The 23,796-nt window shown below is 67.8% G+C and carries 26 protein-coding genes; 9 read left to right on the top strand and 17 right to left on the bottom strand.

Going from position 1 to position 23,796, the window contains the following annotated elements:
* Positions 1-62: 62 nt before the first annotated feature.
* The 3 genes from VAR608DRAFT_RS09875 (at position 63) to VAR608DRAFT_RS09865 (ending at position 3,469) form a co-directional block, all read left to right on the top strand.
* On the top strand, positions 63-1,640 hold the full coding sequence (locus tag VAR608DRAFT_RS09875; protein ID WP_088958703.1) for an alpha/beta hydrolase family protein: 1,578 nt from the start codon (positions 63-65) through the stop codon (positions 1,638-1,640).
* A 119-nt stretch (positions 1,641-1,759) separates the two neighbouring features.
* Positions 1,760-2,089, top strand: coding sequence for a hypothetical protein (locus tag VAR608DRAFT_RS09870; protein WP_088953913.1), 330 nt, complete (start codon positions 1,760-1,762; stop codon positions 2,087-2,089).
* A 150-nt stretch (positions 2,090-2,239) separates the two neighbouring features.
* Complete coding sequence (locus VAR608DRAFT_RS09865; protein ID WP_088953912.1) at positions 2,240-3,469, top strand: hypothetical protein; 1,230 nt, start codon at positions 2,240-2,242, stop codon at positions 3,467-3,469.
* 25 nt (positions 3,470-3,494) lie between these two features.
* Here VAR608DRAFT_RS09865 and VAR608DRAFT_RS09860 read toward each other — a convergent pair whose 3' ends face one another.
* From VAR608DRAFT_RS09860 to VAR608DRAFT_RS09805, 12 genes are all read right to left on the bottom strand, one after another.
* On the bottom strand, positions 3,495-4,664 hold the full coding sequence (locus VAR608DRAFT_RS09860; protein ID WP_088958702.1) for an MFS transporter: 1,170 nt from the start codon (positions 4,662-4,664) through the stop codon (positions 3,495-3,497).
* Between the two features lie 172 nt (positions 4,665-4,836).
* Complete coding sequence (locus VAR608DRAFT_RS09855; RefSeq protein WP_088953911.1) at positions 4,837-5,193, bottom strand: hypothetical protein; 357 nt, start codon at positions 5,191-5,193, stop codon at positions 4,837-4,839.
* A 98-nt stretch (positions 5,194-5,291) separates the two neighbouring features.
* On the bottom strand, positions 5,292-5,819 hold the full coding sequence (locus VAR608DRAFT_RS09850; protein WP_088953910.1) for an NADH-quinone oxidoreductase subunit B family protein: 528 nt from the start codon (positions 5,817-5,819) through the stop codon (positions 5,292-5,294).
* Positions 5,819-7,366 (bottom strand): hydrogenase large subunit, encoded by a 1,548-nt coding sequence (locus tag VAR608DRAFT_RS09845; RefSeq protein WP_088953909.1) that lies wholly within the window; start codon positions 7,364-7,366, stop codon positions 5,819-5,821. Before VAR608DRAFT_RS09845 ends, VAR608DRAFT_RS09850 begins: the two co-directional genes overlap by 1 nt.
* Positions 7,367-7,373: 7 nt before the next feature.
* Positions 7,374-8,831, bottom strand: a complete 1,458-nt coding sequence (locus tag VAR608DRAFT_RS09840) for a hydrogenase 4 subunit F (RefSeq protein ID WP_088953908.1) — start codon at positions 8,829-8,831, stop codon at positions 7,374-7,376.
* Positions 8,832-8,836: 5 nt separating this feature from the next.
* Positions 8,837-9,496 carry a formate hydrogenlyase gene (locus VAR608DRAFT_RS09835; protein WP_088953907.1) on the bottom strand — a complete coding sequence of 220 codons (660 nt, stop codon included), beginning with the start codon at positions 9,494-9,496 and terminating at the stop codon, positions 8,837-8,839.
* Between the two features lie 10 nt (positions 9,497-9,506).
* Positions 9,507-10,454, bottom strand: coding sequence for a respiratory chain complex I subunit 1 family protein (locus VAR608DRAFT_RS09830; protein ID WP_088953906.1), 948 nt, complete (start codon positions 10,452-10,454; stop codon positions 9,507-9,509).
* A 17-nt stretch (positions 10,455-10,471) separates the two neighbouring features.
* Positions 10,472-12,496 carry a hydrogenase 4 subunit B gene (gene hyfB, locus VAR608DRAFT_RS09825; protein WP_088953905.1) on the bottom strand — a complete coding sequence of 675 codons (2,025 nt, stop codon included), beginning with the start codon at positions 12,494-12,496 and terminating at the stop codon, positions 10,472-10,474.
* 4 nt (positions 12,497-12,500) lie between these two features.
* Positions 12,501-12,737, bottom strand: coding sequence for a ribbon-helix-helix protein, CopG family (locus VAR608DRAFT_RS37905; protein ID WP_231973394.1), 237 nt, complete (start codon positions 12,735-12,737; stop codon positions 12,501-12,503).
* A 187-nt stretch (positions 12,738-12,924) separates the two neighbouring features.
* On the bottom strand, positions 12,925-13,530 hold the full coding sequence (locus VAR608DRAFT_RS09815; RefSeq protein WP_088953904.1) for a DUF4337 domain-containing protein: 606 nt from the start codon (positions 13,528-13,530) through the stop codon (positions 12,925-12,927).
* Positions 13,531-13,600: 70 nt separating this feature from the next.
* The gene (locus tag VAR608DRAFT_RS09810; RefSeq protein WP_088953903.1) at positions 13,601-15,403 is read right to left on the bottom strand and encodes a sensor histidine kinase; all 1,803 of its coding nucleotides are present in this window, start codon (positions 15,401-15,403) and stop codon (positions 13,601-13,603) included.
* 129 nt (positions 15,404-15,532) lie between these two features.
* Positions 15,533-16,495, bottom strand: coding sequence for a LysR family transcriptional regulator (locus VAR608DRAFT_RS09805; RefSeq protein WP_088953902.1), 963 nt, complete (start codon positions 16,493-16,495; stop codon positions 15,533-15,535).
* A 93-nt stretch (positions 16,496-16,588) separates the two neighbouring features.
* Here VAR608DRAFT_RS09805 and VAR608DRAFT_RS09800 point away from each other — a divergent pair, with 93 nt between their 5' ends.
* From VAR608DRAFT_RS09800 to VAR608DRAFT_RS38360, 6 genes are all read left to right on the top strand, one after another.
* Positions 16,589-17,107, top strand: coding sequence for a hypothetical protein (locus tag VAR608DRAFT_RS09800; RefSeq protein WP_231973392.1), 519 nt, complete (start codon positions 16,589-16,591; stop codon positions 17,105-17,107).
* On the top strand, positions 17,104-17,298 hold the full coding sequence (locus VAR608DRAFT_RS37900) for a hypothetical protein (RefSeq protein ID WP_231973389.1): 195 nt from the start codon (positions 17,104-17,106) through the stop codon (positions 17,296-17,298). Before VAR608DRAFT_RS09800 ends, VAR608DRAFT_RS37900 begins: the two co-directional genes overlap by 4 nt.
* 142 nt (positions 17,299-17,440) lie before the next feature.
* On the top strand, positions 17,441-18,727 hold the full coding sequence (gene hisD, locus VAR608DRAFT_RS09795) for a histidinol dehydrogenase (protein WP_088953901.1): 1,287 nt from the start codon (positions 17,441-17,443) through the stop codon (positions 18,725-18,727).
* On the top strand, positions 18,724-19,491 hold the full coding sequence (locus VAR608DRAFT_RS09790; protein ID WP_088953900.1) for an SDR family NAD(P)-dependent oxidoreductase: 768 nt from the start codon (positions 18,724-18,726) through the stop codon (positions 19,489-19,491). The genes hisD and VAR608DRAFT_RS09790 overlap by 4 nt, the downstream gene beginning before the upstream one ends.
* A gap of 23 nt (positions 19,492-19,514) precedes the next feature.
* Positions 19,515-20,510 (top strand): fumarylacetoacetate hydrolase family protein, encoded by a 996-nt coding sequence (locus VAR608DRAFT_RS09785; protein ID WP_088953899.1) that lies wholly within the window; start codon positions 19,515-19,517, stop codon positions 20,508-20,510.
* A gap of 200 nt (positions 20,511-20,710) precedes the next feature.
* Complete coding sequence (locus VAR608DRAFT_RS38360; RefSeq protein ID WP_157730783.1) at positions 20,711-20,869, top strand: hypothetical protein; 159 nt, start codon at positions 20,711-20,713, stop codon at positions 20,867-20,869.
* 56 nt (positions 20,870-20,925) lie between these two features.
* On the opposite strand, the gene VAR608DRAFT_RS09780 is transcribed toward VAR608DRAFT_RS38360, so the two are convergent.
* From VAR608DRAFT_RS09780 to VAR608DRAFT_RS09760, 5 genes are all read right to left on the bottom strand, one after another.
* The gene (locus tag VAR608DRAFT_RS09780; RefSeq protein ID WP_088953898.1) at positions 20,926-21,387 is read right to left on the bottom strand and encodes a methyltransferase family protein; all 462 of its coding nucleotides are present in this window, start codon (positions 21,385-21,387) and stop codon (positions 20,926-20,928) included.
* A gap of 42 nt (positions 21,388-21,429) precedes the next feature.
* The gene (locus tag VAR608DRAFT_RS09775) at positions 21,430-21,924 is read right to left on the bottom strand and encodes an H-NS family nucleoid-associated regulatory protein (protein WP_088953897.1); all 495 of its coding nucleotides are present in this window, start codon (positions 21,922-21,924) and stop codon (positions 21,430-21,432) included.
* Between the two features lie 144 nt (positions 21,925-22,068).
* Complete coding sequence (locus VAR608DRAFT_RS09770; protein ID WP_088953896.1) at positions 22,069-22,641, bottom strand: methyltransferase family protein; 573 nt, start codon at positions 22,639-22,641, stop codon at positions 22,069-22,071.
* Between the two features lie 272 nt (positions 22,642-22,913).
* Positions 22,914-23,180, bottom strand: coding sequence for a hypothetical protein (locus VAR608DRAFT_RS09765; RefSeq protein ID WP_157730782.1), 267 nt, complete (start codon positions 23,178-23,180; stop codon positions 22,914-22,916).
* A gap of 121 nt (positions 23,181-23,301) precedes the next feature.
* The gene (locus VAR608DRAFT_RS09760; protein WP_088953894.1) at positions 23,302-23,763 is read right to left on the bottom strand and encodes a GNAT family N-acetyltransferase; all 462 of its coding nucleotides are present in this window, start codon (positions 23,761-23,763) and stop codon (positions 23,302-23,304) included.
* Between the last annotated feature and the right edge of the window lie 33 nt (positions 23,764-23,796).

Raw genomic sequence — 23,796 nt, 5'->3', positions numbered from 1 at the left:
CGGCGGCATCGATCGCCGCGGGCACGCTGGCCGGGTTTCGATCCCAGACGCCGGAGATACCCATGACCTGCTCTGCCGCCCGCCTCGCCCTGCCCGCCCTCGCCGCTTCCTGCGCCATCGCGCTGTCGGGTTGCGGCGGCGGAGGAAGCAGCGGCGGCAATGCGCTGGCGCTGGCCATCAACGGCGCCAACACGATGCCGCCGCGCGGCACCGCACTCACGGCGACGCCGGGGCGCGTCGTTCGCCTGTCGGCCGACGAATTCAAGGCGCTGCTCGAAGCCGATTCGACCGGCAAGCGGATCGAGCAGGCCGCGGGCGTACCCAGGTGCGGCATCGACGTGCGCTACCTGCAGTACCAGACCGTCGGCGCGCAGAACGAGTCGGTCCCGGCCAGCGGCGCGATCATGCTGCCCGCCGGCACCGACCCCGCCTGCAACGGGCCGCGCCCCATCGTGCTGTACGGGCACGGCACCGCGACCGAGCGCAACTACGACATCTCCCACGTGACCGACCCCAACCAGCCGGCTGCCGCCGAGGGCATCGTCGTGGCGGCCATGTTCGCGGCGCAGGGCTTCATCGTGGTGGCGCCCAACTACGCGGGCTACGACAAGTCGTCGCTGCCCTACCACCCGTACCTGAATGCCGACCAGCAGGGCAAGGAAATGATCGATGCGCTCAAGGCCGCGCGCTCGACGCTGGCGGCGCTCTCCGCGACGGACGGCGGCTCGTTGCTCGTCACCGGTTATTCGGAAGGCGGCTTCGCGGCACTGGCCGCGCACCGCGCGATGCAGGCGGCGGGCATGACGGTGACGGCGTCGGCCCCGATGTCCGCGCCGACGGCCGTCAGCCTGTTGATCGACTACACCGCGAGCGGTCTGCCCGCACTCGACAGCACGGTGTTCTTCCCGCTCGTCACGACCAGTTGGCAGAAGCAGTTCGGCAACGTCTATGGGACCACGAGCGACATCTACGAAGACAACTTCGCCACCGGCATCGACACGCTGTTGCCGAGCTACCTGTCCCGGGATGAACTGTTCTCATCGGGCAAGCTGCCGAGGTACGCCTTCTTTCCGGCCAATGCCACGCCCGGCCCCCTGAATGCCAGCGTGGCCATCAACTACGGCGCGGGCAACCTGGTGCGCCAGCGCTACCTGACGACATGGTTCGACGATATCCAGGCCGGCCCTTGCCCCGGCAATGCCCTGCCGGCGACGGTCGGGTCGCTCGGCACGACAGCGCCGCTCGGCTGCGCCCCGATGACCGGCCTGCGCAGGGCGGCGGTGGCCAACGACCTGCGCAACTGGCTGCCCGCGCGCCCCGTGCTGATGTGCGGCGGCTCCAATGACCCGACCGTCAACTTCACCAGCAGCCTGGCGACGGCCGGCTACTTCCGTGCGCGCGGAATGCCCGCGTCGTCGCTCACCGTCGTCGATCTGGAGACGGCCGGCGTGAACGATGCGTACGCGGCAGCGCGCGCCGGCTTTGCGCTGGCCAAGGCGCAAAAGCGGGCGGACTCGCCGGGCACCGATGCGCAAAGGGACCAGTCGGTGGCCATCGCCTACCACGGCGAGCTGGTGCCGCCCTATTGCATGCAGTCGGTCCAGGTGTTCTTCGAAGGCGTGCTCAACGGCGGAGGCTGACGCTCACCGGTTCGGCTGCGGGGTGATGCGCAGGTGCGGACGCACGGCGAATGGGTGCGCGGCGGGCTTCTTGCTTGACATCGTTGCAGCAGCCCGTCGCGCTGCGCAGGAGGACTCGGATGCCGAATTTCTACTTGCCGCTTTCCGGCGGTGTGCGCCAGGAAATCAATCCCTGGACCTGGTTCACCAGGATTGCCAATGGCCAGCTTGGGTTCATCAACATCAACATGGGCAAGTCATCGGACCCTGGTCTGGAGCAGCAGATCCTGGACGACGTCGGAAGCTACGGACGCCAGATCGGGCAGCTGGGCGATGCGCTGGAGGCGGTGCTCGCGCACATGAAGACCGACACCTGGGAGCCCGAGGCCCAAAAGGCAGTCGACGCCTTCAAGTTCCAGCTTGCCGAGATTCGCCGGCTGAAGCGCAAGCGCGCTGGCGACAAGGCTTAGCGTCGTTCGTATCGCCGCGATTGCTCGTCACTCACGGCAAGCATGCTCCGTGCGCGCTGAACATCATCCAAATGGATGAGGTGCAATCCTGCGATGTTCGAATAGCCTCCGGCGCAAGGTCGGTTCACGACGCTTGGAAGGAGCTCGATCATGGTGACCCATCGACAGCGATCGCAATCCGACGCGCAGGAGCGCTGCGTGCGGAATCGCCGCTGCTCGCGCCTGCCCGTGATGGCATGCGCTCTGTTCGCCGTCATCGCCTGCGTCCTCACGCCGGTGACGCCTGCCGCGGCTCAAGCCACGGGCACGGGCCTCGGCCTCGGCCTGCAGCCGTTGAATGTCGTCCCGCCACCGGCGCCCTTCAATGATCGCGGCCCTGGCCAGGACAAGCAGCCCAAACCGCGGCCGACGCGCGAAATGCAGACGATCCCGTGGTGGTGGTCGAGCTTCACGGTCGACGGCCAGACCTACCCCTATGCGATGGTCGGCACGGACCCCGCATTGGGGCCGATCACCACGGCGATCAAGGCCCGCATCGTCCCGCTGCGCTTCGTGTTCCTGTCGGACGGCCAGGTGATCGACGACCCGGGCATGGCGGCCGCCGCGATCGCGTCGCCGGTGTTCACGCCGGTGGACGTCGGTCTCGGTCCGCTGCAATGGCATAACTTCGTGCAGCGCATCAGCCTTGCGGCCGCGCCCGGCTATCAGACGATGCTCCTGCCCGACGTGCTGCCGACGCAGACCGTTCATATCCCGGCCGACCAGGGCTTGACGATCTTCGATCCGGTCACGCAGCGACGGGTGGGCATCGTGAGCTGGGATTGGACGAGGCGTCTGGTACGGCAACTCATCCAGGCCTTGCAGATCGCGCCCGACGAGCTGCCGATCTTCCTGGCTGGCAACACGATCACATCGCTCACGAGTGCGGCTGATTGTCTGAGCCCGAGCGGCTGCAACTCGTATGCCGGCCTTCACGACGGCTTCGTGGTGTCGGATTCCCCGACGGCGGCGCCGCCGCGCTTCTACACCTACGTCTGGTCGGGATGGCGCGACTACGGCCCGGCGCTGCCGTCCTGGCTCGACTTTCGAGGCAGAGCGTTGAGCCATGAGATCGCGGAGTGGGCCGCCGACCCGTTCTTGTCCAACGTCGTGCCGCCATGGCCGTTGTCTCGGCGGACGGTTCAGTGCTATCCCCTCCTCGAGGATGCAGATCCGGTCGAGAACTTGAACATCGGGCTCACCGGCCCGGACGGTCGCGTCACCGTGGTGACCAATGCGGTGACGCTGTCGTGGTTTGCGCGCCAGTCGCCGTCGCAAGCGCTGTTCGGTCTGTACGACCTCACGGGACAGGTGACTCAGCCTGCAGCGGCCTGTCCATGAGCGGCTTTTCAAAGCTCGTTGCCGCCTAGCTCTCTTGAGTTTGCGGTGACTTTCGATACGAGGCGAGCCCGGCCAGGGCGAGCACGCAAAAGGCGGCCCCCGCATGGAACGTGACCGACGGCCCCAGCAGATCCCACAACAGGCCGGCGAGAACGCTGGCAAGCAGCATGGCGATGCCACTGACCAGATTGAAGAAGCCGTAGGCCGTACCGCGCAGGTCCGGGGGTGTGGTGTCGGCGACCATCGTGGCGAGCAGCCCTTGAGTGATCCCCATGTGCACACCCCAAAGCGTGACGCCGGCAAGAACGACAACCCAATGGTGGCTCGCTGCAAGAACCAGGTCGGCAGCCATCAGAACGACGAGCCCGAGCGCAAGCAGGGTGCGGTGGTTCATCCGGTCGGACAGTTTGCCGAACGGGTACGCCGCGAGCGAATAGACGAGATTCATCGCCACCATGACCAGGGGCACCAGGGCCACCGCAATGCCTCCCTGCTGGGCGCGCAGGACCAGGAAGGCCTCGCTGAAGCGGGCGAGCGTGAACACCGCGCCGATCGCGACGACCCACCAGTAGGGCGCGCCGAGACGCCGCAGGTTCTCGCGCCGGATCGGATTGGAACGCTGGTCTGTTTGCGCACGCTCGGGCTCACGCAGCCCGAAGGCGAGCAATGCAACGGCGGCGAGACCGGGAACGACGGCCACCCAGAACACGGCGCGGAAATCGTCGGCCCACAGCAGCATCAGCCCGACCGCCAGCAGCGGTCCGACGAACGCGCCGACGGTGTCGAGGGCCTGGCGCAGGCCGAATGCAGCGCCGCGAACGTGCGCCGGCGTGAGATCGGCCACCAGCGCGTCGCGCGGCGCACCCCGGATGCCCTTGCCGACGCGATCGATCAGTCGCGCCGCAAGCACGACCCCGGCGGTCGGCGCAATGGCGAACAGCGGCTTGGTCAACGCCCCCAAGGCATAGCCGAAGACGGCAAGTCCCTTGCGCCTGCCCAGGTAGTCGCTCAATGTGCCAGAGAAGACCTTGACGATCAGCGCGGCAGACTCGGCGATCCCCTCGACCACGCCGACCACGAAGGCATTCGCACCCAGCGTCGTCACCATGAACAGGGGCAGCAGGCTGTGGATCATCTCCGATGAGATGTCCATCAGCAGGCTGACAAAACCGAGTACCCAGACACCCGCGGGAATCTGCCGCAATGGGGAGTCGTTGCGGCTGGGCGAAGCGGGTGAAGACACGAGACTATCGCCTCAACGGCCCATCCGATCCTGCAGGACCAGCAACAACAGCCATTGCAGACCGATCGGAATGAAGAGCGCGGCCAGCACCCACAGGACGTGAAGCAGGTGGGCGATCATGCGGTCAGTCGCGATCGTCGTCGTCGCGATCACGCCGGTGGTGCCAATGCCTCGGTCGATAGTAGCCAGGAGCGGGAGGCCCGTAGTAGGCAGGCGCGCCATAGACCGGCGCGGGCCGGTAGTACACAGGCGGCGCAGGGTATTCGACGCGTGGCGCCGGCCCGTAGTAGACCGGGGCGGGTGCTGGTGCATACACCGGCGCAGGCTCCACGTACACCGGTGCCGGCTCAGGGACGACAACCGCGGGAACGCCGACATTGACGGACCAGTTCACTTCGGCGCTGGCCGTGGTCGCGATCAAGGTGGCGCAGGTCGCGACAACACCGGCCGCAATGAATTTCAGTAGGGAAAATGTTCTCATCACGCGGGCTCCAAAAGGGCAATCACTCCGAGGATCAACGCATGAGTGGACCGGGCGGCGGACAAGCGAGGCGTAACCTTGTGCAATGACGTGTGGCCTCAGCGCTTGCGCGTCGCGGCGTTGCGCCGCACCGCCGCCAGGATCCCGCGCAGGATCTCGATCGGCGCCGGCGGGCAGCCGGGTACTTCCACGTCCACCGGGATCAGCGCGGCGACGCGCCCGCAACTGGCGTAGCTCTCACCGAAGATGCCGCCCGAGCAGCCGCAGTCGCCGACCGCGACGACGAGCTTCGGTTCTGGCGTCGCCTCGTAGGTACGCCGCAGGGCCTCGGCCATGTGGCGCGAAACCGGGCCGGTCACCAGCAGCATGTCGGCATGGCGCGGGCTCGCGACGAACCGGATGCCCAGGCCCTCGAGGTTGTAGTAGGGGTTGTTGACGGCGTTGATTTCCAGCTCGCAGCCGTTGCACGACCCGGCATCGACTTCGCGGATCGTCAGCGCCTGGCCCAGCGCATCGAGGATCTCCTCCTGGATGCGCACGGCTTCCACGCGCAGCGCGTCGTCGGTCGGCGGCGCGGCCTCGGTGACGATGCCGGTGCGGGCAATTTGACGGAGGATCTGCCACATCAGAGGTCGTGCCCCGAATAGCTGAGGTTGAAGGACTTGTTGATCAGCGGGAAGTCGGCCACGATGTTGCCGATCACCGCATGCTCGAGCACCGGCCAGTTCTGCCACGAAGGGCTGTGCGGATGGCAGCGCAGGACACGCCCGCCGGGGCCGAGCGCAAGTGCCACGACCACCTCGCCCCGCCAGCCCTCGACCCAGCCGAGGCCCCGTTGCAGCGGACCCTCGGGCAGGCGCAGGTGCCGCAGCCTCGGCCCACCGGGCAGGCGCCGGCTCATCTCGCGCACGAGGCGCAGCGACTCGAAGAGCTCGTCGAAGCGCACCGCGACTCTCGCCGCGACATCGCCCTTCGTGTGAACGGCGGGCTGAGGACTCAGTTGCCGGTAGGGCTCGAAGGGATGGTCCGCGCGCAGATCGCGGGCCACGCCGCTGGCCCGTGCCGCCAGCCCGGTGAGCCCGAGGCCCAGCGCCAGTTCGCGCGACACCTGGCCCGTCATCATGAAGCGGTCCTGCAGTCCGGCGTGCTCGTCGTAGATGCCGCGCAGCGTGCGCACCTCGCGCTCGATCGCATCGCACTGGGCGAGCAGCCGATCGACCGACGGAGCGTCGAGGTCGACCGCGACCCCGCCCGGACAGACCGCGTCCATCATGAAGCGGTGGCCGAACAGATCCTTCGACAGGCGCTGCCAGTCCTCGCGCAAGCGCGAGAACTGCGCCAGGCCGAAGGCGAGCGCCGCGTCGTTGCCGAGGGCGCCCAGGTCGCCGAGGTGGTTGGCCACGCGCTCGCGCTCGAGCAGCAGCGCGCGCAGCCAGGCCGCGCGTTCCGGGATCTCGACCTGCGAGGCCGACTCGAGGGCCATGCAATACGCCCAGGCATAGGCGACGGTCGAATCGCCGCTGATCCGTCCGGCGAGCCGGTGGCCCTCCAGGGTGGGCAGCGTCGTGAAGCGATGCTCGATGCCCTTGTGCTTGTAGCCGAGGCGCTCCTCCAGCCGCAGCAATTTTTCGCCGACCACCGAGAAGCGGAAGTGGCCCGGCTCGATGATCCCGGCGTGCACCGGGCCGACAGCGATTTCATGCACGCCATCGCCTTCCACGCGCACGAAGCGATAGTCCGCGGGCAAGGTGTCGAGCGACGCTGCCGGCACATCGGGCGCGCGCCTGAGCGGCGGGCCCTCGCCCCACAGGCCGTGGTCGAGCCAGGGGCGCTCGTCGCGCGCGCCTTCGGCATGCAGGCCGCTGAGATCGGCGGCCGCACGCTGCATGCGGGATGCGCAGGGGTAGATGGGCGACAGGTCGGGATAGCGGTCGCAGGGCCGCAGCGGCAGTTCCATCCACAGCAGGCCGGTGTCCGCGGCCAGGGCGGCGCAGATCGCCACCGTCTCGGGGCCCGCGTCCGCACGATCGGCCGCCCAGAGGGCGACGAGGCGGCCGCCGGCCGCGGCGACCCCGGCGGCCGTGGCAGACCACTGCGTCCTGTCGACTTCCGTATGCCAGACCGGCAACGGCGCCGGAAGGCGCTGCGCCACGAAATCCACGGTCGTCAGCATCGTCGTCTCAGCCTCCGAGCATGGCCGCGGCAAGTCGGTACCAGCCGTTGAGGTAGGGCGGGATGTACAGGCCCAGCATCAGGCCGAGGGCGAGGTGCACGAACACCGGCACCAGCGCGGGCGGATGGGCCAGCCGCTTCAGCGTCGTCTCGCCGAAGACCATCGGCTGCACGCGGCTGAAGACCGAGGCGAAGGCCACGCCCAAAGCGACGAGCAGGAAAGGCGTCGCCCAGGGCTGCTCGCGCATCGCCGTCGTCACGATCAGGAACTCGCTCGCGAAGACGCCGAAGGGCGGCATGCCGAGGATCGCCAGCGCGCCCAGCATCAGGCCCCAGCCCACCGTCGGGCTGATGCGGATGAGCCCGCGGATCTCCTCCATGATCTGCGAGCCGGCCTTCTGGGTCGCATGGCCGACGGCGAAGAAGATCGCCGACTTGATCAGCGAATGCACGGTCATGTGCAGCAGCCCGGCGAAGCTCGCGATCGGCCCGCCGATGCCGAACGCGAAGGTCATCAGGCCCATGTGCTCGATCGACGAGTACGCGAACATGCGCTTCACGTCGCGCTGCCGCATGATGAAGAACACCGCCGTCACCACGGACACCAGACCGAAGCCCATCATGAGCCGGCCGGTCAGCTGGCTGCCGCCCAGCGCCGCATCGGTCAGCACCTTGCAGCGCAGCACCGCGTACAGCGCGACGTTGAGAAGCAGGCCCGAAAGCACCGCCGACACCGGGGTCGGCCCCTCGGCATGTGCATCGGGCAGCCAGTTGTGCAGCGGGACCAGGCCCACCTTGGTGCCGTAGCCGATGAACAGGAAGGCCCAGGCCAGCGTGATGATGTTCGGATCGAGCTGCGCCTTGACCGCGTCGAGGTTGGTCCACAGCAGCGCGCCGCCCTCGGGGCCGATCACGCGCGCGGCGGCCATGTAGAGCAGCACGGTGCCGAACAGCGCCTGGGCGATCCCCACGCCGCAGAGGATGAAGTATTTCCACGCCGCCTCGAGGCTGGCGGCGGTGCGGTAGACGCTGACCAGCAGCACCGTGCTCAGCGTGGCGGCCTCCATCGCGACCCAGACGATGCCGAGGTTGTTGGTGGTGAGCGCCAGCAGCATCGTGAAGTTGAAGAGCTGGTACATGCTGTGATAGAGGCGCAGGCGCGGCGGGGTCATCTTCCCGTGGTCGCGCTCGATGCGCATGTAGGGCCGCGAGAAGATCGAGGTCGTCAGGCCGACGAAGGCCGTGAGCGTGACCAGGAAGACATTCAGCGCATCGATGTAGAAGTTCTGGGCCCACAGCCGCATCGGCCCCGCCGCGATGACCTCGGCGGTCAGGGCGCAGGCGGCCAGGAAGGTGCCGGCGCTGAAGGCCACGTTGAAGTCGCGCGCGTTGTCGCGATGGCCCACGAGCGCGAGCACGATGCCGCCGAGGAGAGGAATCGCGAGCAGGAACGCGAGCGCGGTCACGGCTTTCAGTCCTCCTTGAGTTGTTCGAGGTGGTGGATGTCCAGGCTGTCGAATTGCTCGCGGATCTGGAACATGAAGACACCGAGGATCAGCACGCCGATCAGCACGTCCAGCGCGATGCCCAGCTCCACCACCATCGGCATGCCGTAGGTGGCCGAGGTGGCGGCGAAGAACAGCCCGTTCTCCATCGAGAGGAAGCCGATCACCTGCGGCACCGCCTTCGCGCGCGTGATCATCATGAGGAAGGACAGCATCACGCAGGCCAGCGCGATGCCCAGCGTGCCGCTGGCCAGCGCGCCCGACAGCCGGGAGATCGGCAGCGCGAGGTTGAACGCGAAGATGACCACCAGGATGCCGATCAGCATGGTCGTCGGGATGTTGATCAGGCTCTCGAGCTCCCACCGGATGTCCAGCCGCACGATCACCCGGTGCAGCAGCCACGGGATCAGGAGCACCTTGAGGAGCACGGTCAGGCCGGCCGACAGGTACAGGTGCGGCTGGTGGGTGACGTAGCCCACCACCGCGGTGGCCAGCGCCAGCGTCGCCCCCTGGGCGGTGAACAGGTGGACCAGCGACAGGATGCGGCGCTGCGCGATCATCGCGAAGGCCAGGATCAGCAGCAGCGCTCCGAGCAGGTCGACGAACTGGATGAGCAGCGCATTCATGGTGCGTCCCTCAGCGTGCGAGCAGCAGGTGGACCAGCATGCCGATCACCGCCAGCAGGAAGGCGGCGGCCAGGAACTCCGGCACGCGGAAGATCCGCATCTTGGCCGACACGGTCTCGAGCAAGGCGAGCAGGAAGCCGCCGATCGCGAGCTTCAGGGCCAGCACGGGCAGCGCCAGCAGCATCTCCAGCGGCGCCCGCGCCTGGGCCACGCCCCAGGGGAAGAACAGTGCAAGGCCGATGCACGAATAGGCGAAGAGCTTCAGGCTCGTGGCCCACTCGATGAGCGCCAGGTGGCGGCCCGAGTATTCGAGGATCAGCGCCTCGTGGATCATCGTCAGCTCGAGGTGGGTGGCCGGGTTGTCGACCGGCACGCGCGCGTTCTCGGCCAGCGACACCATCGTGAAGGCCACGCCCGCGAAGGCCATGCCGGGATAGATCGCGAGGTCCCGGTGGGCCAGGGTCTCGACGATGGTGGTGAGCGAGGTCGACTTGGAGACCAGCGAGGCCGAGAACAGCACCATCAGCAGCGCCGGCTCGGCGAGGAAGCCGATCAGCATCTCGCGGCGGGCGCCGAGCGTGCCGAACGCGGTGCCGATGTCCATCGCCGCGAGCGAGATGATCACGCGCGCCAGGGCGAACAGCCCGACCAGCGCGATCGCGTCGGCGGCCGGCGCCAGCGGCAGGTCGGTCGACAGCGTGGGGATGATCGCGCACGCGAGCACCATGCAGCCGAACACGATGTACGGCGCCACGCGGAACAGGCGCGACGCGTTGTCAGCGACCACGGACTCCTTGACGAACAGCTTGTGCAGCATCCGGTAGGGCTGCCAGAGGCTCGGCGCGGACTTGTTCTGCAGCCATGCGCGCCACTGGTTGATCCAGCCCGTGAGCATCGGCGCGAGCGCGATCGCCAGCACGATCTCCAGCAGCTGCGAGAGGACGCCGGACCAGGTCATGACATCGGGCCTCGTTGTCAGCGCATGACGGCCAGCAGCGTGGCCACTAGAGTGATGAAGCTGTAGAGCAGATACACCGCGATGCGGCCCTGCTGCATCAGGCCGACCAGTCGCGCGATGGCGCCGGCCAGATCGGCGATCGGCAGGTAGAGCCAGCGCCAGAAGCGGTCCTCCAGCTCGACCTTGTAGCGCGGCTCGTCGTCGAACGGCGTCGGCAACTCGCGCCGCATGAGGAAGAAGGGCTCGAAGATCTGGCGGATCGGCTGGCCGAAGCCTTCGGCGGTGTCCTGCATGCGCGCGGTCCCCCAGGGGAAGCCGCAGGCCCAGGCCCTGCCGTGGCGCACGCGACCGTGATAGAGGCGGCGCACCAGGGCGAAGGCCAGCAGGAAGCTGGCCAGGATGCCGAGCAGGAACACGACCGGCCCATAGCTCGCCTGCTCGATGCCGTTGGGCGCGAGCAGCCAGCCGTGGGCCGCGACGCGCTCGGCCAGCCCGGCGCCCGCGAGCTGCCGCGTCACCGGATCGATCAGCGTGATGAAGGGCACGGGCAGCAGGCCCAGCGCGAGGCAGCCCGCCACCAGCCAGCCCATGCCGATGCGCTCATACGTGCCCGCGTCGTGCGCGTGGGCCAGCTTCTCCTCGCGCGGCAGGCCGAGAAACACCACGCCGAAGAACTTGACCATCGTGTAGCCGGCCAGGGCGGCCACCAGCGCGATGATCGCGGCGACCACCGGGATCAGCATCGTGAGCAGCGACACTGGCAGCCCGGGCGCGAACAGGAAGCTCTGCAGCAGCAGCCATTCGGAGACGAAGCCGCCCAGCGGCGGCAGGCCCGCGCTGGCCAGCACGCCCAGCAGCGTGAACCAGCCCACCCAGGGCATGGTGCGCAGCAGGCCGCCGAGCTTGCCGAGGCTGCGCTCGGCCGTGGCATGCAGCACGCTGCCCGTGCCGAGGAACAGCAGGCTCTTGAACAGAGCGTGGCTGGCGACCTGGTAGAGCGAGGCGGTCAGCGACAGCGCCGCCATCGGCGCCATGCCATAGCCCGCGAAGACCAGCGTCAGCCCCATGCCGACGAAGATCAGCCCCATGTTCTCGATCGACGAATAGGCCAGGAGCCGCTTCATGTCCGTCTGCACGGCCGCGAAGATCACGCCGTACAGGGCCGTGAACAGGCCCGCGGCGAGCAGCAGCGCGCCCCACCACCACAGCCGCAGGTGCAGCAGGTCCATGGCGACGCGCAGCAGGCCGTAGATCGCGGTGTTGAGCATCACGCCGCTCATCAGCGCCGACACCGGCGACGGCGCGGCGGGATGGGCCTCGGGCAGCCAGACGTGCAGCGGCACGATGCCGGCCTTGGCGCCGAAACCGGACAGCGCGAGCAGGAAGGCGATCGAGGCCCAGAACGGCGAGAGCTGCTGCGCGCGCATGTTGGCGAAGGTGTAGTCGCCGGTGCCCGCCTGCAGCACGCCGAAGCACAGCAGGATCGCGATCGCGCCGATGTGCGCCATCGTCAGGTACAGGTAGCCGGCGCGCCGCACCTCGGGGACGCGGTGGTTCGCGGTGACGAGGAAGTAGGACGAGAGCGCCATGGTCTCCCAGGTCACCATGAAGCCGTAGGCATCGGCCGCCAGGACGACGCCCACCATGCTGGCCAGGAAGACGTGGTACTCGAGGCACAGCAGGCCGGGCGGCGTGCCTTCCCCGCGGCGGAAGTAGCCGGCCGCGAAGATCGAGATGCCGGCCGACGCGGTGCCGAGGATCAGCAGGAAGAACGCCGCCAGGCTGTCCAGCCGCAGGTGCAGCGGCAGGCCCGGCAGGCCGATCGGCAGGACGGCGCCCTCGGGCGTGCCGAGCAAGGCCGCGACAGCCAGGCCCGCGAGCGCGAGCCCGAGCAGCCCGCCGGCGGGGAACAGCACCCGCGCGACGAATGCCAGCCGGTGCAGGTTCGCCACGCCCACGGCCCCCACCGCGAGCCAGCCCAGCACGACCGCCAGGATCCAGTCGATGACGAGCCAGCCGGCCGGTGTCACCGCGAGGCCCATGACTTCAGGCCTTGGGCGCGCGGCGTCCCCGCTTCGCGGGCGCCCTGGTTTCTTCGGTGGCGTAGAGCTCGTCGGCGATGCCGCTGGGCTGGTAGCTCACCCCGTGATGAGCCAGGTAGTCGCGGATCAGGCGACGCACGACCTGGGACGGCGTCAGGTCCTGCTGCTCGCACAGGCGCTCGAACGCCGCTTTCTTGTTCGGATCGACGAGCACAGTCAGACGCGCGGTCTTGAGTTCCATGGAACCCTCCGATATGGCAATCGAATGTCAATCTGACGCACATGCTACTCCGCGTGCACGCACATGCAAGTACCACGGCGCCTGCGCCCGGTCAGACCGCTTGCATCAGGCTTGCACCAGGTACGGAGACAGGACCATCGCCGGCGCCGGTCGTCGGTCCCCAGCGTTCAAGGGGCTCGCGCCGCGCTCAGATGTGCATGGCCGCCAGAGCGCCGACGACCACGCCGAGGCCGGCCACTGCGAGCATGCCCCACTCCAGCCACTTTCTTCTGGTCAGCAACGCCATGGCCGCCAGGGCGATGGAGACCTGCAGTGCCGTGGTCGCCTGCGCCCAGCGATGATGCTGGTGCATTTGCGCCTCCGACTTCTGGTCCCAGTCGGCTGCCTCTGCCTCGAGCTTTTGCGCGACGCGCATGATTTCGGCTTTCTCCTGCTCGTAGCGCGAAACCTTGGTCTGCCAGTCTGGCTTGCGTTCGTCGGGCGACATGTCCCTGGCGAACTCGGCAAGAGACTGCTTCGTGCTCTTCGACTGGAAGTAGTTCCACTGGTTTGCGGCCTCGGTCTTCTTCATGCCGGCGTTGTTCTTGTAGAGGCCCGCATTGGCTTGGGTGAGTCCTCCCATGTACGCGAATATCGCTCCTACGGTGGCGATGACAGCCGTCCATACGGCGATCTGACTGGTCATGCTTCTGTGGCCAGTCTGTGTCGAAGCTGATTCGGCGTCGCCATGCGCACCAGCGTGCTCGAGTTCGTGGTCGTGCGGGCCGTGCACATGAAAACCGCTTGCAGACATAGATTTCCTTTTTGTCGTGGGGAGGCGAGTATGACAAGGACCGAGGAGTCCCCTTCACTCCATGCGATGGCTATCGCAATGCCGCCGGCACCGGCAGACGCAAGCGCAGGCGGGTCTCCCCAGGCCGTGAGTGCAGCGTGAGGCTGCCTCCGAGAGCCGCGGCGCGCGTGCGCATGTTCGCCAGTCCTCTGCCGGCCGACACCGCGTTCATGTCGAAGCCGCGGCCGTTGTCGCACAGTTCGACCTCGACGACCTCGACCTGCGCGCCATCCGCGCCGCCGGCGGGCACCTGTCGTGCATTCAGCGTGGCCCGCGTTGCCGCCGAGTGCGTCATCATGTTGGAGAAGGCCTCGAACAGCAGCATCTGCATCTGATGGGATTCAGCCACGCTCCAGCCGGTCATCGGCGGCAGCGCACTGACGTCCCAGTGCAGGTCGATGCCGGCGGCCTGCAGGCGCGGCGCGAGCCGGTATCGCACGGTGCCCAGGGCTGAAGCCACATCACCCTCGCCGTCATGCATGGCGTCCACCGTGAGCTTGAGCTGGTCCACGGCGTCGCGCAGGTGCAACGTGACGTCCTCGCGGGCCGTCCCGGGCTGCTGGGCCATCCGCAGCAGACCCACGAGCTGGGCACCGAGACCATCGTGCAGGTCGCGCATCACGCGCTGACGCTCCTCCAGTGCGCCGCGCGCCTTCTCCCCCTCGCGTTCCCGGGCGAAAGCGGCCTCCAGCGCGGCGTTGCGCTGGGCGAGTTCCGCTTCCAGCGAGGCGTTCATCTGCGCCATCGCCCGGGCGTCCTTGCGCATGCGCTCGGCGATGACCCAGCCCAGCGAGATAGCGAAACCAACCCAGGCGAAGCGGATCCACGGCACCATCTCGTAGGCCTGGGGCGAGGAGCGCATCACCCAGGTGTCGCGCGCGCCGCACAGTACGACCAGCACCACCGCCACGGCGAGCACGCGGTGCTCCAGCACGGCGCTGCGCCGCGCCACGCCGAGCACCGTGACCATCATCGCCAGGCCGACCACGAGGTTCAGTACATGCCACAGCGGCATCACCCACAGCCAGGGGACCATGATGCCCAGCGCCGCCGCGACCGGCGCGAACCACGCCATCAGGCCCAGGAAGCGCGCCAGGCGGGTATGGTCCCGTCCCACGACGGCCAGTGCGAAGCGACACAACAGCGGTATCGCCGCCTGGAAAGCCGCCAGCGGCACCACGCCCCACCAGGGCCAGGGCAGCGGCGCGTGCGTGAACAGCACGCGCACCGTCTGCACGGACCACAACAGCTCGCCCAGCCCGTAGTAGAGGTAGATGGATTCGCGCTGGCGCAGCCACACCAGCAGCGACAGCGCGCCCAGCACGCCGCTCACGATGGCGATGAAGCGGCCGCCGCTGATCTGCCAGAACTCGGCGCGTTCATACAAGGGACGAATCTCGTCCACGCTGCCCGCCACGATCGGCGACAGCCCGCCCTGGCGTGCAGCCTGCGCCGCGATGACGACCTCGACGCGCCGCGCCGACGCCGAGGGAGGGAGCACGAAATACTGCGGCGCAAATGAAGCATCGTCGTACGGCCCCGGCGGCATGGCGCCGAAACGCGCCAGTTCCTGGCCGTCGACCGACAGTCGAAAGCTGTTTCCCAGGCGCGAGACGAACAGCGCGGCCGGCGCATCGGGATCGCCGGCCGGCAACTCGAACGCAAACCGCGCCTCGCCATCGACTGCACCCTGGCGTTGATCCCAGTGGTAAGGCAGGGTGACGACCTCCGGCTTGGCGTCGGACGCCGGCGCTTGCCCGTTCAACGTCAGCGTGAGCGCCGCTTTTTCAACCAGCGTCAGGGCATGGGCGGAGACGCTCCATCCGAGTCCCAAGACAGCGAAGATCAGTGTTAGCAGGCGCCACCGCAGCGCTCCAGTTTGTCGTCCCATGGCGCGGACAACTTTAGCAACAAATTCTTACCGGTCCGGCTCCCAGCTCCGCCCGGTCCTGCGCGGACGCTGCTAGGCCTTGTCGGATGCCAGCTCACCCCACAGGCGATCCGGCACGCTGGCCCCCGCATCCGCTGCGGTCGCCGCGGCCATCAGCACGCCGCGGAACCATTGATGCGCCGGGTCGGCGCTCAGGTGCCGCGGCCACTGCATGCACCACACCATGGTGGGAAAGTCGAGCGGCAGCGGCACGATGCGCAGCGGCAGCGTCCGTGCGAAGAGTTGGGCCAGCCGCGTGTGCATGGTGGCGACGCGGTGGGTGCCCAGCACGAACAGCGGCAGCGTGTTGAAGTTGCTGGTGGTCACCTCGATGCGGCGTGCCAGCGCGCTGCTCTTGAGGAACCACTCCTCCAGGCTGGGCTGGCGCCGGCTGCCGAACATGGTCGTGACGTGGCTGAGCGACATGTACTGCTCCAGCGTCAGGCTGTCGCCCACCTGCGTGTTGCCGGCCCACACCACGCAGCTGTAGCTCTCGGTGTAGAGCGCCTCGCTGGGATGGCCCGGCGCCAGGTACTGGCGCGGCATGATCAGCATGTCGACCTCGCCGCGCACGATGGCGTCCTGCACCTCGTCCCACGGCATCACGATCTCCAGCGTGACGCCGGGCGCCTCGTCCCCCATGCGCCGGGCCGCCTCCGCCAGCAGCACGCTGATCGGGTAGTCGGACGCGATGATGCGGAAATGACGCCGGCTGGTGGCAGCGTCGAAGCCCGGCGGGACGGCAATGGTGGACCGGATGGTCAGCAGCACGTCGCGCACCGGGGCCTTGAGTTCCTCGGCCTTCGGAGTCAGGCGCATGGCGCGGCCGACCTGCATCAGCAGCGGGTCGCCGAAGTAGTCGCGCAGCCGGGCCAGCACCCCGCTGGCGGCAGGCTGGCTGAGGTTCAGCCGCTGCGCGGCGCGGGTGATGTTCTTCTCGTCCAGCAGCACGTCCAGGGCCACCAGGAGGTTCAGGTCGAGTCGATTCAGGCGCATGGATCTATTCGTTGGGCCGATACCTCGAATCTTACAAATCAATTTCTGCAATGCGTGCAGGGTCCCTAGAGTCGCGTCCCGGAGACAGACCGAATGAACGACCCGAAGACCCGCAACCCCCTCATCGGCTGGCAGGTGGACCGCGCCGCCATCCGCACCATCGGCCACGACCTGCAGCGCCCCGAATGCGTGCTGGCCGAGCGCGACGGCACCCTGTGGACGGCCGATGCACGAGGCGGCGCCATGCGCATCGCGCCAGACGGCTCCCAGACCCTGATCACGCCGCGCGTGGCGCACGCTGCTGCGGCTGCCGAGGCGGCCTCCTTCGACGATCGCTACGTGCAGGCCCAAGGCTCACTCCCGAACGGCATGTGCTTCCTGCCGAACGGAGACCTGCTGATCGCCAACTGGGGCACCGACCATGTGGAGGCGATGACCCGGGAGGGCGTGCTGCGCACCCTCTACACGGAAATCGACGGCCGCCCGCTCGGCAAAGCCAACTTCGTCACCCGCGACAGCCGGGGCCGTGTCTGGCTGACCGTCACCACGCGCATGCAGCCGTGGTGCTCACGCTGCTGGACGATTCCAACCCCGAGGCGACGGCCACCTTGAACCGCCACTACCAGGCCCGCACCCTCACGCCCGAGCTCATGGCCGCCACGCACGGCACGCTGGCGCCCTGGATGGCCAGCCTGACCTTCGGCGGGCCCGACCTGCGCACGGTGTACCTGGGCAGCCTGCATGGCACCACGCTGCCGTATTTCCGCTCGCCGGTGGCCGGCCTGCCGCTGAGCCACTGGTGAGAAGGCGTTCCGTGCTGAACGAACTGACCCGCCTGGACGGTCAGGCCGCCCTCGTGACCGGTGCTGAGGAACACCCCCGACACGGCCGCGCTGCTCGCGCCCTGAGGCCCGCCTTTTCCTCTTCCTCACTGTCCACTCAACCATGATCCAGCACATCAAGACTGCAGAGGCCACGCGCCGCACCCGCGACGGCCAGGACGCCCAGGTGCGCCAGACCGTCGAGACCATCCTCGGCGACGTCCAGCAGCGCGGAGACGAAGCGGTCCGCGACTACTCCGCAAAGTTCGACCAGTGGAGCCCGGCCGCCTTTCGCCTGAGCCAGGCGCAGATCGACGCCTGCATCGCCGCGCTGTCGGCGCAGGCCCTGGCGGACATCAGGTTCGCACAGGCCCAGATCCGCCGCTTCGCCCAGATCCAGAAGAGCTCGATGCACGACGTCGAGATCGAGACGCTGCCGGGCGTGGTGCTGGGCCACCGCAACATTCCGGTGAACTCGGTCGGCTGCTACATCCCCGGCGGCAAGTACCCGCTGATCGCCTCGGCCCACATGAGCGTGCTGACCGCCAAGGTCGCCGGCGTGCCGCGCGTGATCGCCTGCGCCCCACCCTTCGAGGGCAAGCCGTGCAACGAGATCGTGGCCGCCATGCACCTGGCCGGCGCGGACGAGATCTATTGCCTGGGCGGCGTGCAGGCGGTGGCCGCGATGGCCCTGGGCACCGACAGCATCGCACCGGTGGACATGATCGTCGGACCCGGCAACGCCTATGTGGCCGAGGCCAAGCGCCAGCTCTTCGGGCGCGTCGGGATCGACCTGTTCGCCGGTCCGACCGAGACGCTGGTGATCTGCGACGACAGCGTGGATGCGGAACTGGTGGCGGTGGACCTGCTGGGCCAGGCCGAGCACGGCCCCACCTCGCCCGCCTGGTGCGTGACCACCAGCCGCCGCATCGCGGCGGAACTGCCCGCCGCCATCGAGCGCGTGCTGGGCCGGCTGGACACCGCTGCGGTGGCCGGCAGCGCCTGGCGCGACTGGGGCGAGATCATCCTGTGCGACAGCGACGAGGAGGCACTGGCCGAGGCCGAGCGGCTGTGCTCGGAGCATGTGCAGGTGATGACGCGCGACCCGGACTGGTACCTGCAGCGCATGACGCGCTACGGCGCCCTGTTCCTCGGCGCGCGGACCAACGTCTCCTACGGCGACAAGGTCATCGGCACCAACCACACGCTGCCCACGCGCGGCGCGGGCCGCTACACCGGCGGCCTGTGGGTCGGCAAGTTCATCAAGACCCACACCTACCAGCGGGTGCTGACCGACGAGGCTTCGGTAGCCATCGGCGAGGTGTGCTCGCGCCTGTGCGCGCTCGAGCACCTGGCCGGCCACAAGGAGCAGGCCGACATCCGCGTGCGGCGTCTGTCGGGGGTCGCATGACCACGGCTTTGCCACTCGCGGGCCGCACGGCCCTCGTGACCGGGGGTGCCGGCGGCCTGGGCGCGGCCATCTGCCGCGCGCTGGCCGAGGCCGGCGCCTCGGTGGCCGTCGGCTACAACCGGTCGGCCGAGGCTGCGCAGGCGCTGGCGGCTTCGCTGCCGCGCCTGGGCGGCGCGCGCCATCTTGCCGTGGCCGCGCCGGTGACCGACAGCGCTTCCCTGGCGGGCACCGCCAGCGTCATGGGTGCCGAATACGGCCGCTGCGACATCCTCGTCAACTGCGCCGGCACGACGCGCTTCGTGCCCCATGCCGAGCTGGACGCACTCGACGACGCCCTGTTCGACGAGGTGCTGGCCACCAACGTGCGCGGCCCCTTCGCGATGGTGCGCGCGATGCTGCCGCTGCTGCGCGCCGCGAGCGTTCCCGGGCTGGTGGTCAACATCTCCTCCATCGCGGCCGTCACCGCCATGGGCAGCAACGTCGCCTACTGCGCCTCGAAGGCCGCGCTGGACAACATGACCCGGTCGCTTGCCCGCGCCCTTGCGCCGCAGGTGCGGGTGGTATCGGTCTCACCCGGCCTCGCGGATACCGAGTTCGTCAAGTCGATGGATCCGGACTGGCGCGACCTTCAGGCCGAGCGCACCCCGTTGCGCCGGCTGGCCAACCCCGAGGAAGTGGCGTTGGCCGTCCTGGCCTGCGCCACCCATCTGCCCTTCACCACCGGCGCCGTGCTCCCTGTCGACGGCGGCCGCCCCCTTGTCTGAATCCCACACCGGAGACCCTCTGCATGAAACTCGCAACCCTCAAGAATGCCCGGCGCGATGGCCGTCTCGTGGTCGTCTCGCGCGATCTTGCCAAGGCCGTCGACGCGGCGCCCGTGGCCGCCACGATGCGCGAAGCCATCGAGAACTGGAGCGCGGCCGAGCCCGGCCTGCAGAAGCTGTACGACGCGCTCAACGCCGGCCAGGCGCGAGACGCGTTTGCCTTCGATCCCGGTCAGGCCATGGCCCCGCTGCCGCGCAGCCACCAGTTCGTGGACGCCTCGGCCTTCCTCAACCACGGCGACATCATGGAGCGCGCCTACAACCTGACGGTCAAGAAGACGCCGGGCGTGGCGGTGCTGGTGCCGCGCCAGGGCGACGATTTCCGCGGTCCCCGCGATGACTATGAATTTCCCGCCGAGGCGGACCAGTGCGACTTCGAGGGCGAATTCGCCGTCATCACCGACGACGTGCCCATGGGCGCCACGCCGGCCGAGGCGCTGGGCCATGTGCGCCTGGTCACCATCCTGAACGACGTGAGCATGCGCGGCCACCTGTTCCGCGAGCTGCAGATGGGCTTCGGGCTGGTGCAGGCGAAGCCGGCCACCATCTTCGCGCCGGTGGCCGTCACGCCGGACGAACTCGGCGATGCCTGGAAGGACGGCCGCGTCCACCTGGACATGAAGGTCTCGCGCAACGGCGAGTGGTTCGGCCATCCCAACGGCCGGGAGATGGACTTCGGCTTCGGCGAGATGATCGCCCATATCGCCTACAACCGCCGGCTGGGCGCCGGATTCGTGCTCGGCTCCGGCACGGTGTCGAACAAGGGCTACGAACAGGTGGGCTCGGCCTGCCTGGCCGAGCGCCGCGCCATCGAGACGCTCGCCCACGGCGAGGCCCGCACCGGCTTCCTGAAGTTCGGCGAGCAGTTGCGATTCGAGGTGCTGGACGGTGCGGGCCAGTCGGTGTTCGGCGCCATCGAGGTGCGCTTCGTGCCGTTCGAAAGGAAGAGCGCGGCATGAGCCGCGCGGCCGTTCCGGAGGCGAATCCCGAAGCGCCGCTGCGCGCGAGGTCAGCTCATTGACCCGTGTACTGGTCACCGGTGCCGCCGGCTTCGTGGGCGAGGCGCTGGCCGCGCGCGATCCGGCGCTGGGCATCGCCGCCAACCTGCACGCTCCGGTGCGGCACGCCAGCCCCGGCGATCGATCGCCTGAACAAGGCGATGAATACGGCGCTGGCGGACGCCGGCCTGCGCAAGACCCTGGGCGACATGGGAGTCAATCCCGCTGGTGGCGCGCCGGACCGGATGGCCCAGGCGATCCGTGAAGACATCGCGCTTCATCGGAAGATCATCGCCGACACCCACCTGAAGATCGAGTGACCGGGTCACGTGCGCATTCAGCGCCCCTTCGCGCGCACCGGGCCGCATTTGCAGGCTTACAGCCAGCGGCGAACCTTGGCCCTGTAGGCTGAATAGCCGTCGCCGAACATGGACAGGAGAGCCCTCTCCTCGGGTGCGATCTGGAAGCGGTTCATGTAGGCCACGAATACCGCCGGTCCGATCAGTGCCCACGGCGCGCACAGGAACGCAGCCCATGCGAGGAGCACCAGGAGCAAGCCGACGTACATCGGATTGCGAGTCACGCGATAGATGCCGCCGGTGACCAGCGACGAGGCAGCGTCCGGCTTCATCGGGTTCAAGGTCGTCTCGGCACGTCGAAACGCGGCAACGCCTGCTGCGCTGAACGCACCGCCAGCGAGGGCGATGGCGGCCGCCACAGGGACGCGCAGCGCAGCATCCACCTCGAACACAAGGGTGAACCGCGACACGGCCCACATGGCCACTGCCAGGACCAGCGCAACGACGGGTGGCGGCACCTTCAGTTCGAGATCGTTCATGGATGTACCGAGGACACGCGGGCCTGTAGCTCAGTCGGCCCGTCAGCTGCGCATTTCCTCCAGCGTCTTTCCTTGCGCGATGGCTTCCTTGAGCCAGCGCGGTTGCGGGCCCCGACCGGTCCACGAACGACCCGCGCCGTCGCTGTAGAGAACACTCGACGGCCGCCGCTTCTGCGCCTTCTTCCTGGTGGCAGGCTTCGTCGCTGGGGCGGTCAGTTGAAAGTCCTCCAGGTTCTTCCCGGCAGCCAAGGCCTCACGCAGCCAAGTGGGGCGCTTTCCCCAGCCGCCCCAGGTGTTGCCTTGCCCGTCGCCGTATGCAATTGAGCCTTGCTTCTTCTGCACCTGAACCTTGGCGACACGTTCTTTATTGCGATTCCTCGCAGTCTTTCCGAAGAGCTGCTCGGGCGTCAGACCGTAATGAGCAATTGCCACCTGAATGCGTTCAACGACTCCGGCCACTTCCCTCGCCAAAGCGCTGTCTGCTTCTTTCTGCAGTGCGGCAATCTTCTTCCGAATCTCTGCGTAACTATTTGCCATGAGACTGGCCCTTTCTTCTCTTCAGTTGCAAAAGACCGCAAGCTTAGTGGTTCCAGGCACTCGAAGCTGCCTGCGCCCTGACTGCGATCGGATCGATTCTGCCTTCTGTGATGTCGAATCAGGCCACAGACTGCTGCCCGCGACTCACAAAAGAAACGGGACAAGGGCGGCGACACGCTGGCTGTAAGTCAAATACTTTTCACCGAACTGCTCACGCATCCAGCGCTCTTCGATGTTCAGTTTTCGCCACAAAGCCCAAAAGGCCAGCGCAACTGCGGCGACGCCCGCGAGGTCGCCGCGTGCGAAAGCGGTGCCCAAGATCGCCAGCAGCAGGCCCGTGTAGATCGGATGACGGACAACGCTGTAGGGACCACGGGTGATGAGTTCGTGGTTCTCCTTGACCGTCACCGTACCGCTCCAGTTCCCGCCCAGATAGGCGCGCGCCAATACGCTGAACAACAGCCCCGCCAGGGTGACTGCCGCCCCAATCCAAAAGGTCCATGCGGCGCGAGGAAGAATGCGTTCTCCGAGTAGAGGCAATAGCGCTCTTGGAAGCCACAGCAGACCCATGGCCACCGCGAGTGGAACGATGTGCAATAGCCGCGAGCGAACCGACTCGTGGCGCACCGTTGGCTTGACGCTCCGCGACATCGCCCACCAGTAGAGCGCCCAACCGAGCCACATGGCCGGAAACAGGTATCGATAGACGAGCAGCATGTGCACGCCATTGTGGGCCTGGAGCCATCCTGCCGGGACTGACTGCAACGGTCCTGGCCGCATTGCGACAGATCCTGGAAGGCGTCCTGCCAGCCTTTGCACATGACTTCCACAACTCGGCTTCCAGGGCACCCTCATCGCGCATCAGACCATCGTCTACGGCATCGAACCCGGCGCGCGCAGCCGCCTCAACGCCGTGCTCTTCACGGGGATTCGGTGCGAATGGTGAAGGGTTCCGCGCGCCGGTGAATCCGCGGCTCGCGAGGCCGGGATCAGTGCGAGAGCGGGCGCAGCACCTCGGAGGCCGCCAATTCCAAGGCCCGCGCGGGCGGCAGGCCGTTCATCACGAGCCCCTTCAACCGCCGATACACCTCGAACATCAATGGCTCGTTGTATTCGCTCGAATCCGGGTCGATGACCGGGTATTCCTGCTCCAGGTAGCTGAGCGTCCATTCGTATCGGTCCCTGACGTCCACAGGATCCTCGTTGAACTGCAGCCGCTGCATGCGCGGCGAGCGGAAACTGGACTGAATTCTCATGGCACCCCCGAAAAGTTGTCGGAAGCCAGGAAAGCTGGGCGTGCCGAGAATGTAATACCAAAGATAACAAACACGCCAGCCCGCCTGTCAGGCGCCTTCGACCGCTTCGGGGGTCGGCGCTTCATGGCAACTCGTGTGAATACACGATGAATCCGATGTGCCTGGCCACACGGTCATAGAGCGCCCGCCCCGCCTCGTTCGTGGCCTTGGTTTGCCAGTAGACCCGTCGGGCTCCCGCCTCGCCTGCCTGCTCGTAGACACCCTGGATCAAGGCCCGCCCGACACCTCGACCACGCGCTTCGGGATCGGTGAACAGATCCTGGAGGTAGCACACGGGCTCGATTCTTGTCGTGCTGCGATGAAACAGGTAGTGGGCGATCCCCACCACTTTTCCATCGACCTCCGCGACGAGTGCGAACACCGGCTCCAGCGGGCTGAAGAATCGCTCCCATGTGGTCTCTGTGATCGACGGCGCCAGCGCCGTCTCTCCTGCCCGGTCGTAGAAGGCGTTGTAGCCGCTCCACAAAGGCAGCCATTGCTCGCGGTCGGTTCGCTGGATCGGCCTGACAAGGGTGTCTTTCACGTTTCGCTCCTGATAGCGGCGTCCTGGAGAATC

Source organism: Variovorax sp. HW608, from assembly GCF_900090195.1.
In the GTDB taxonomy this organism is placed as follows: Bacteria; Pseudomonadota; Gammaproteobacteria; order Burkholderiales; family Burkholderiaceae_C; genus Variovorax.
This window is presented reverse-complemented; position numbering and strand designations above follow the sequence as displayed.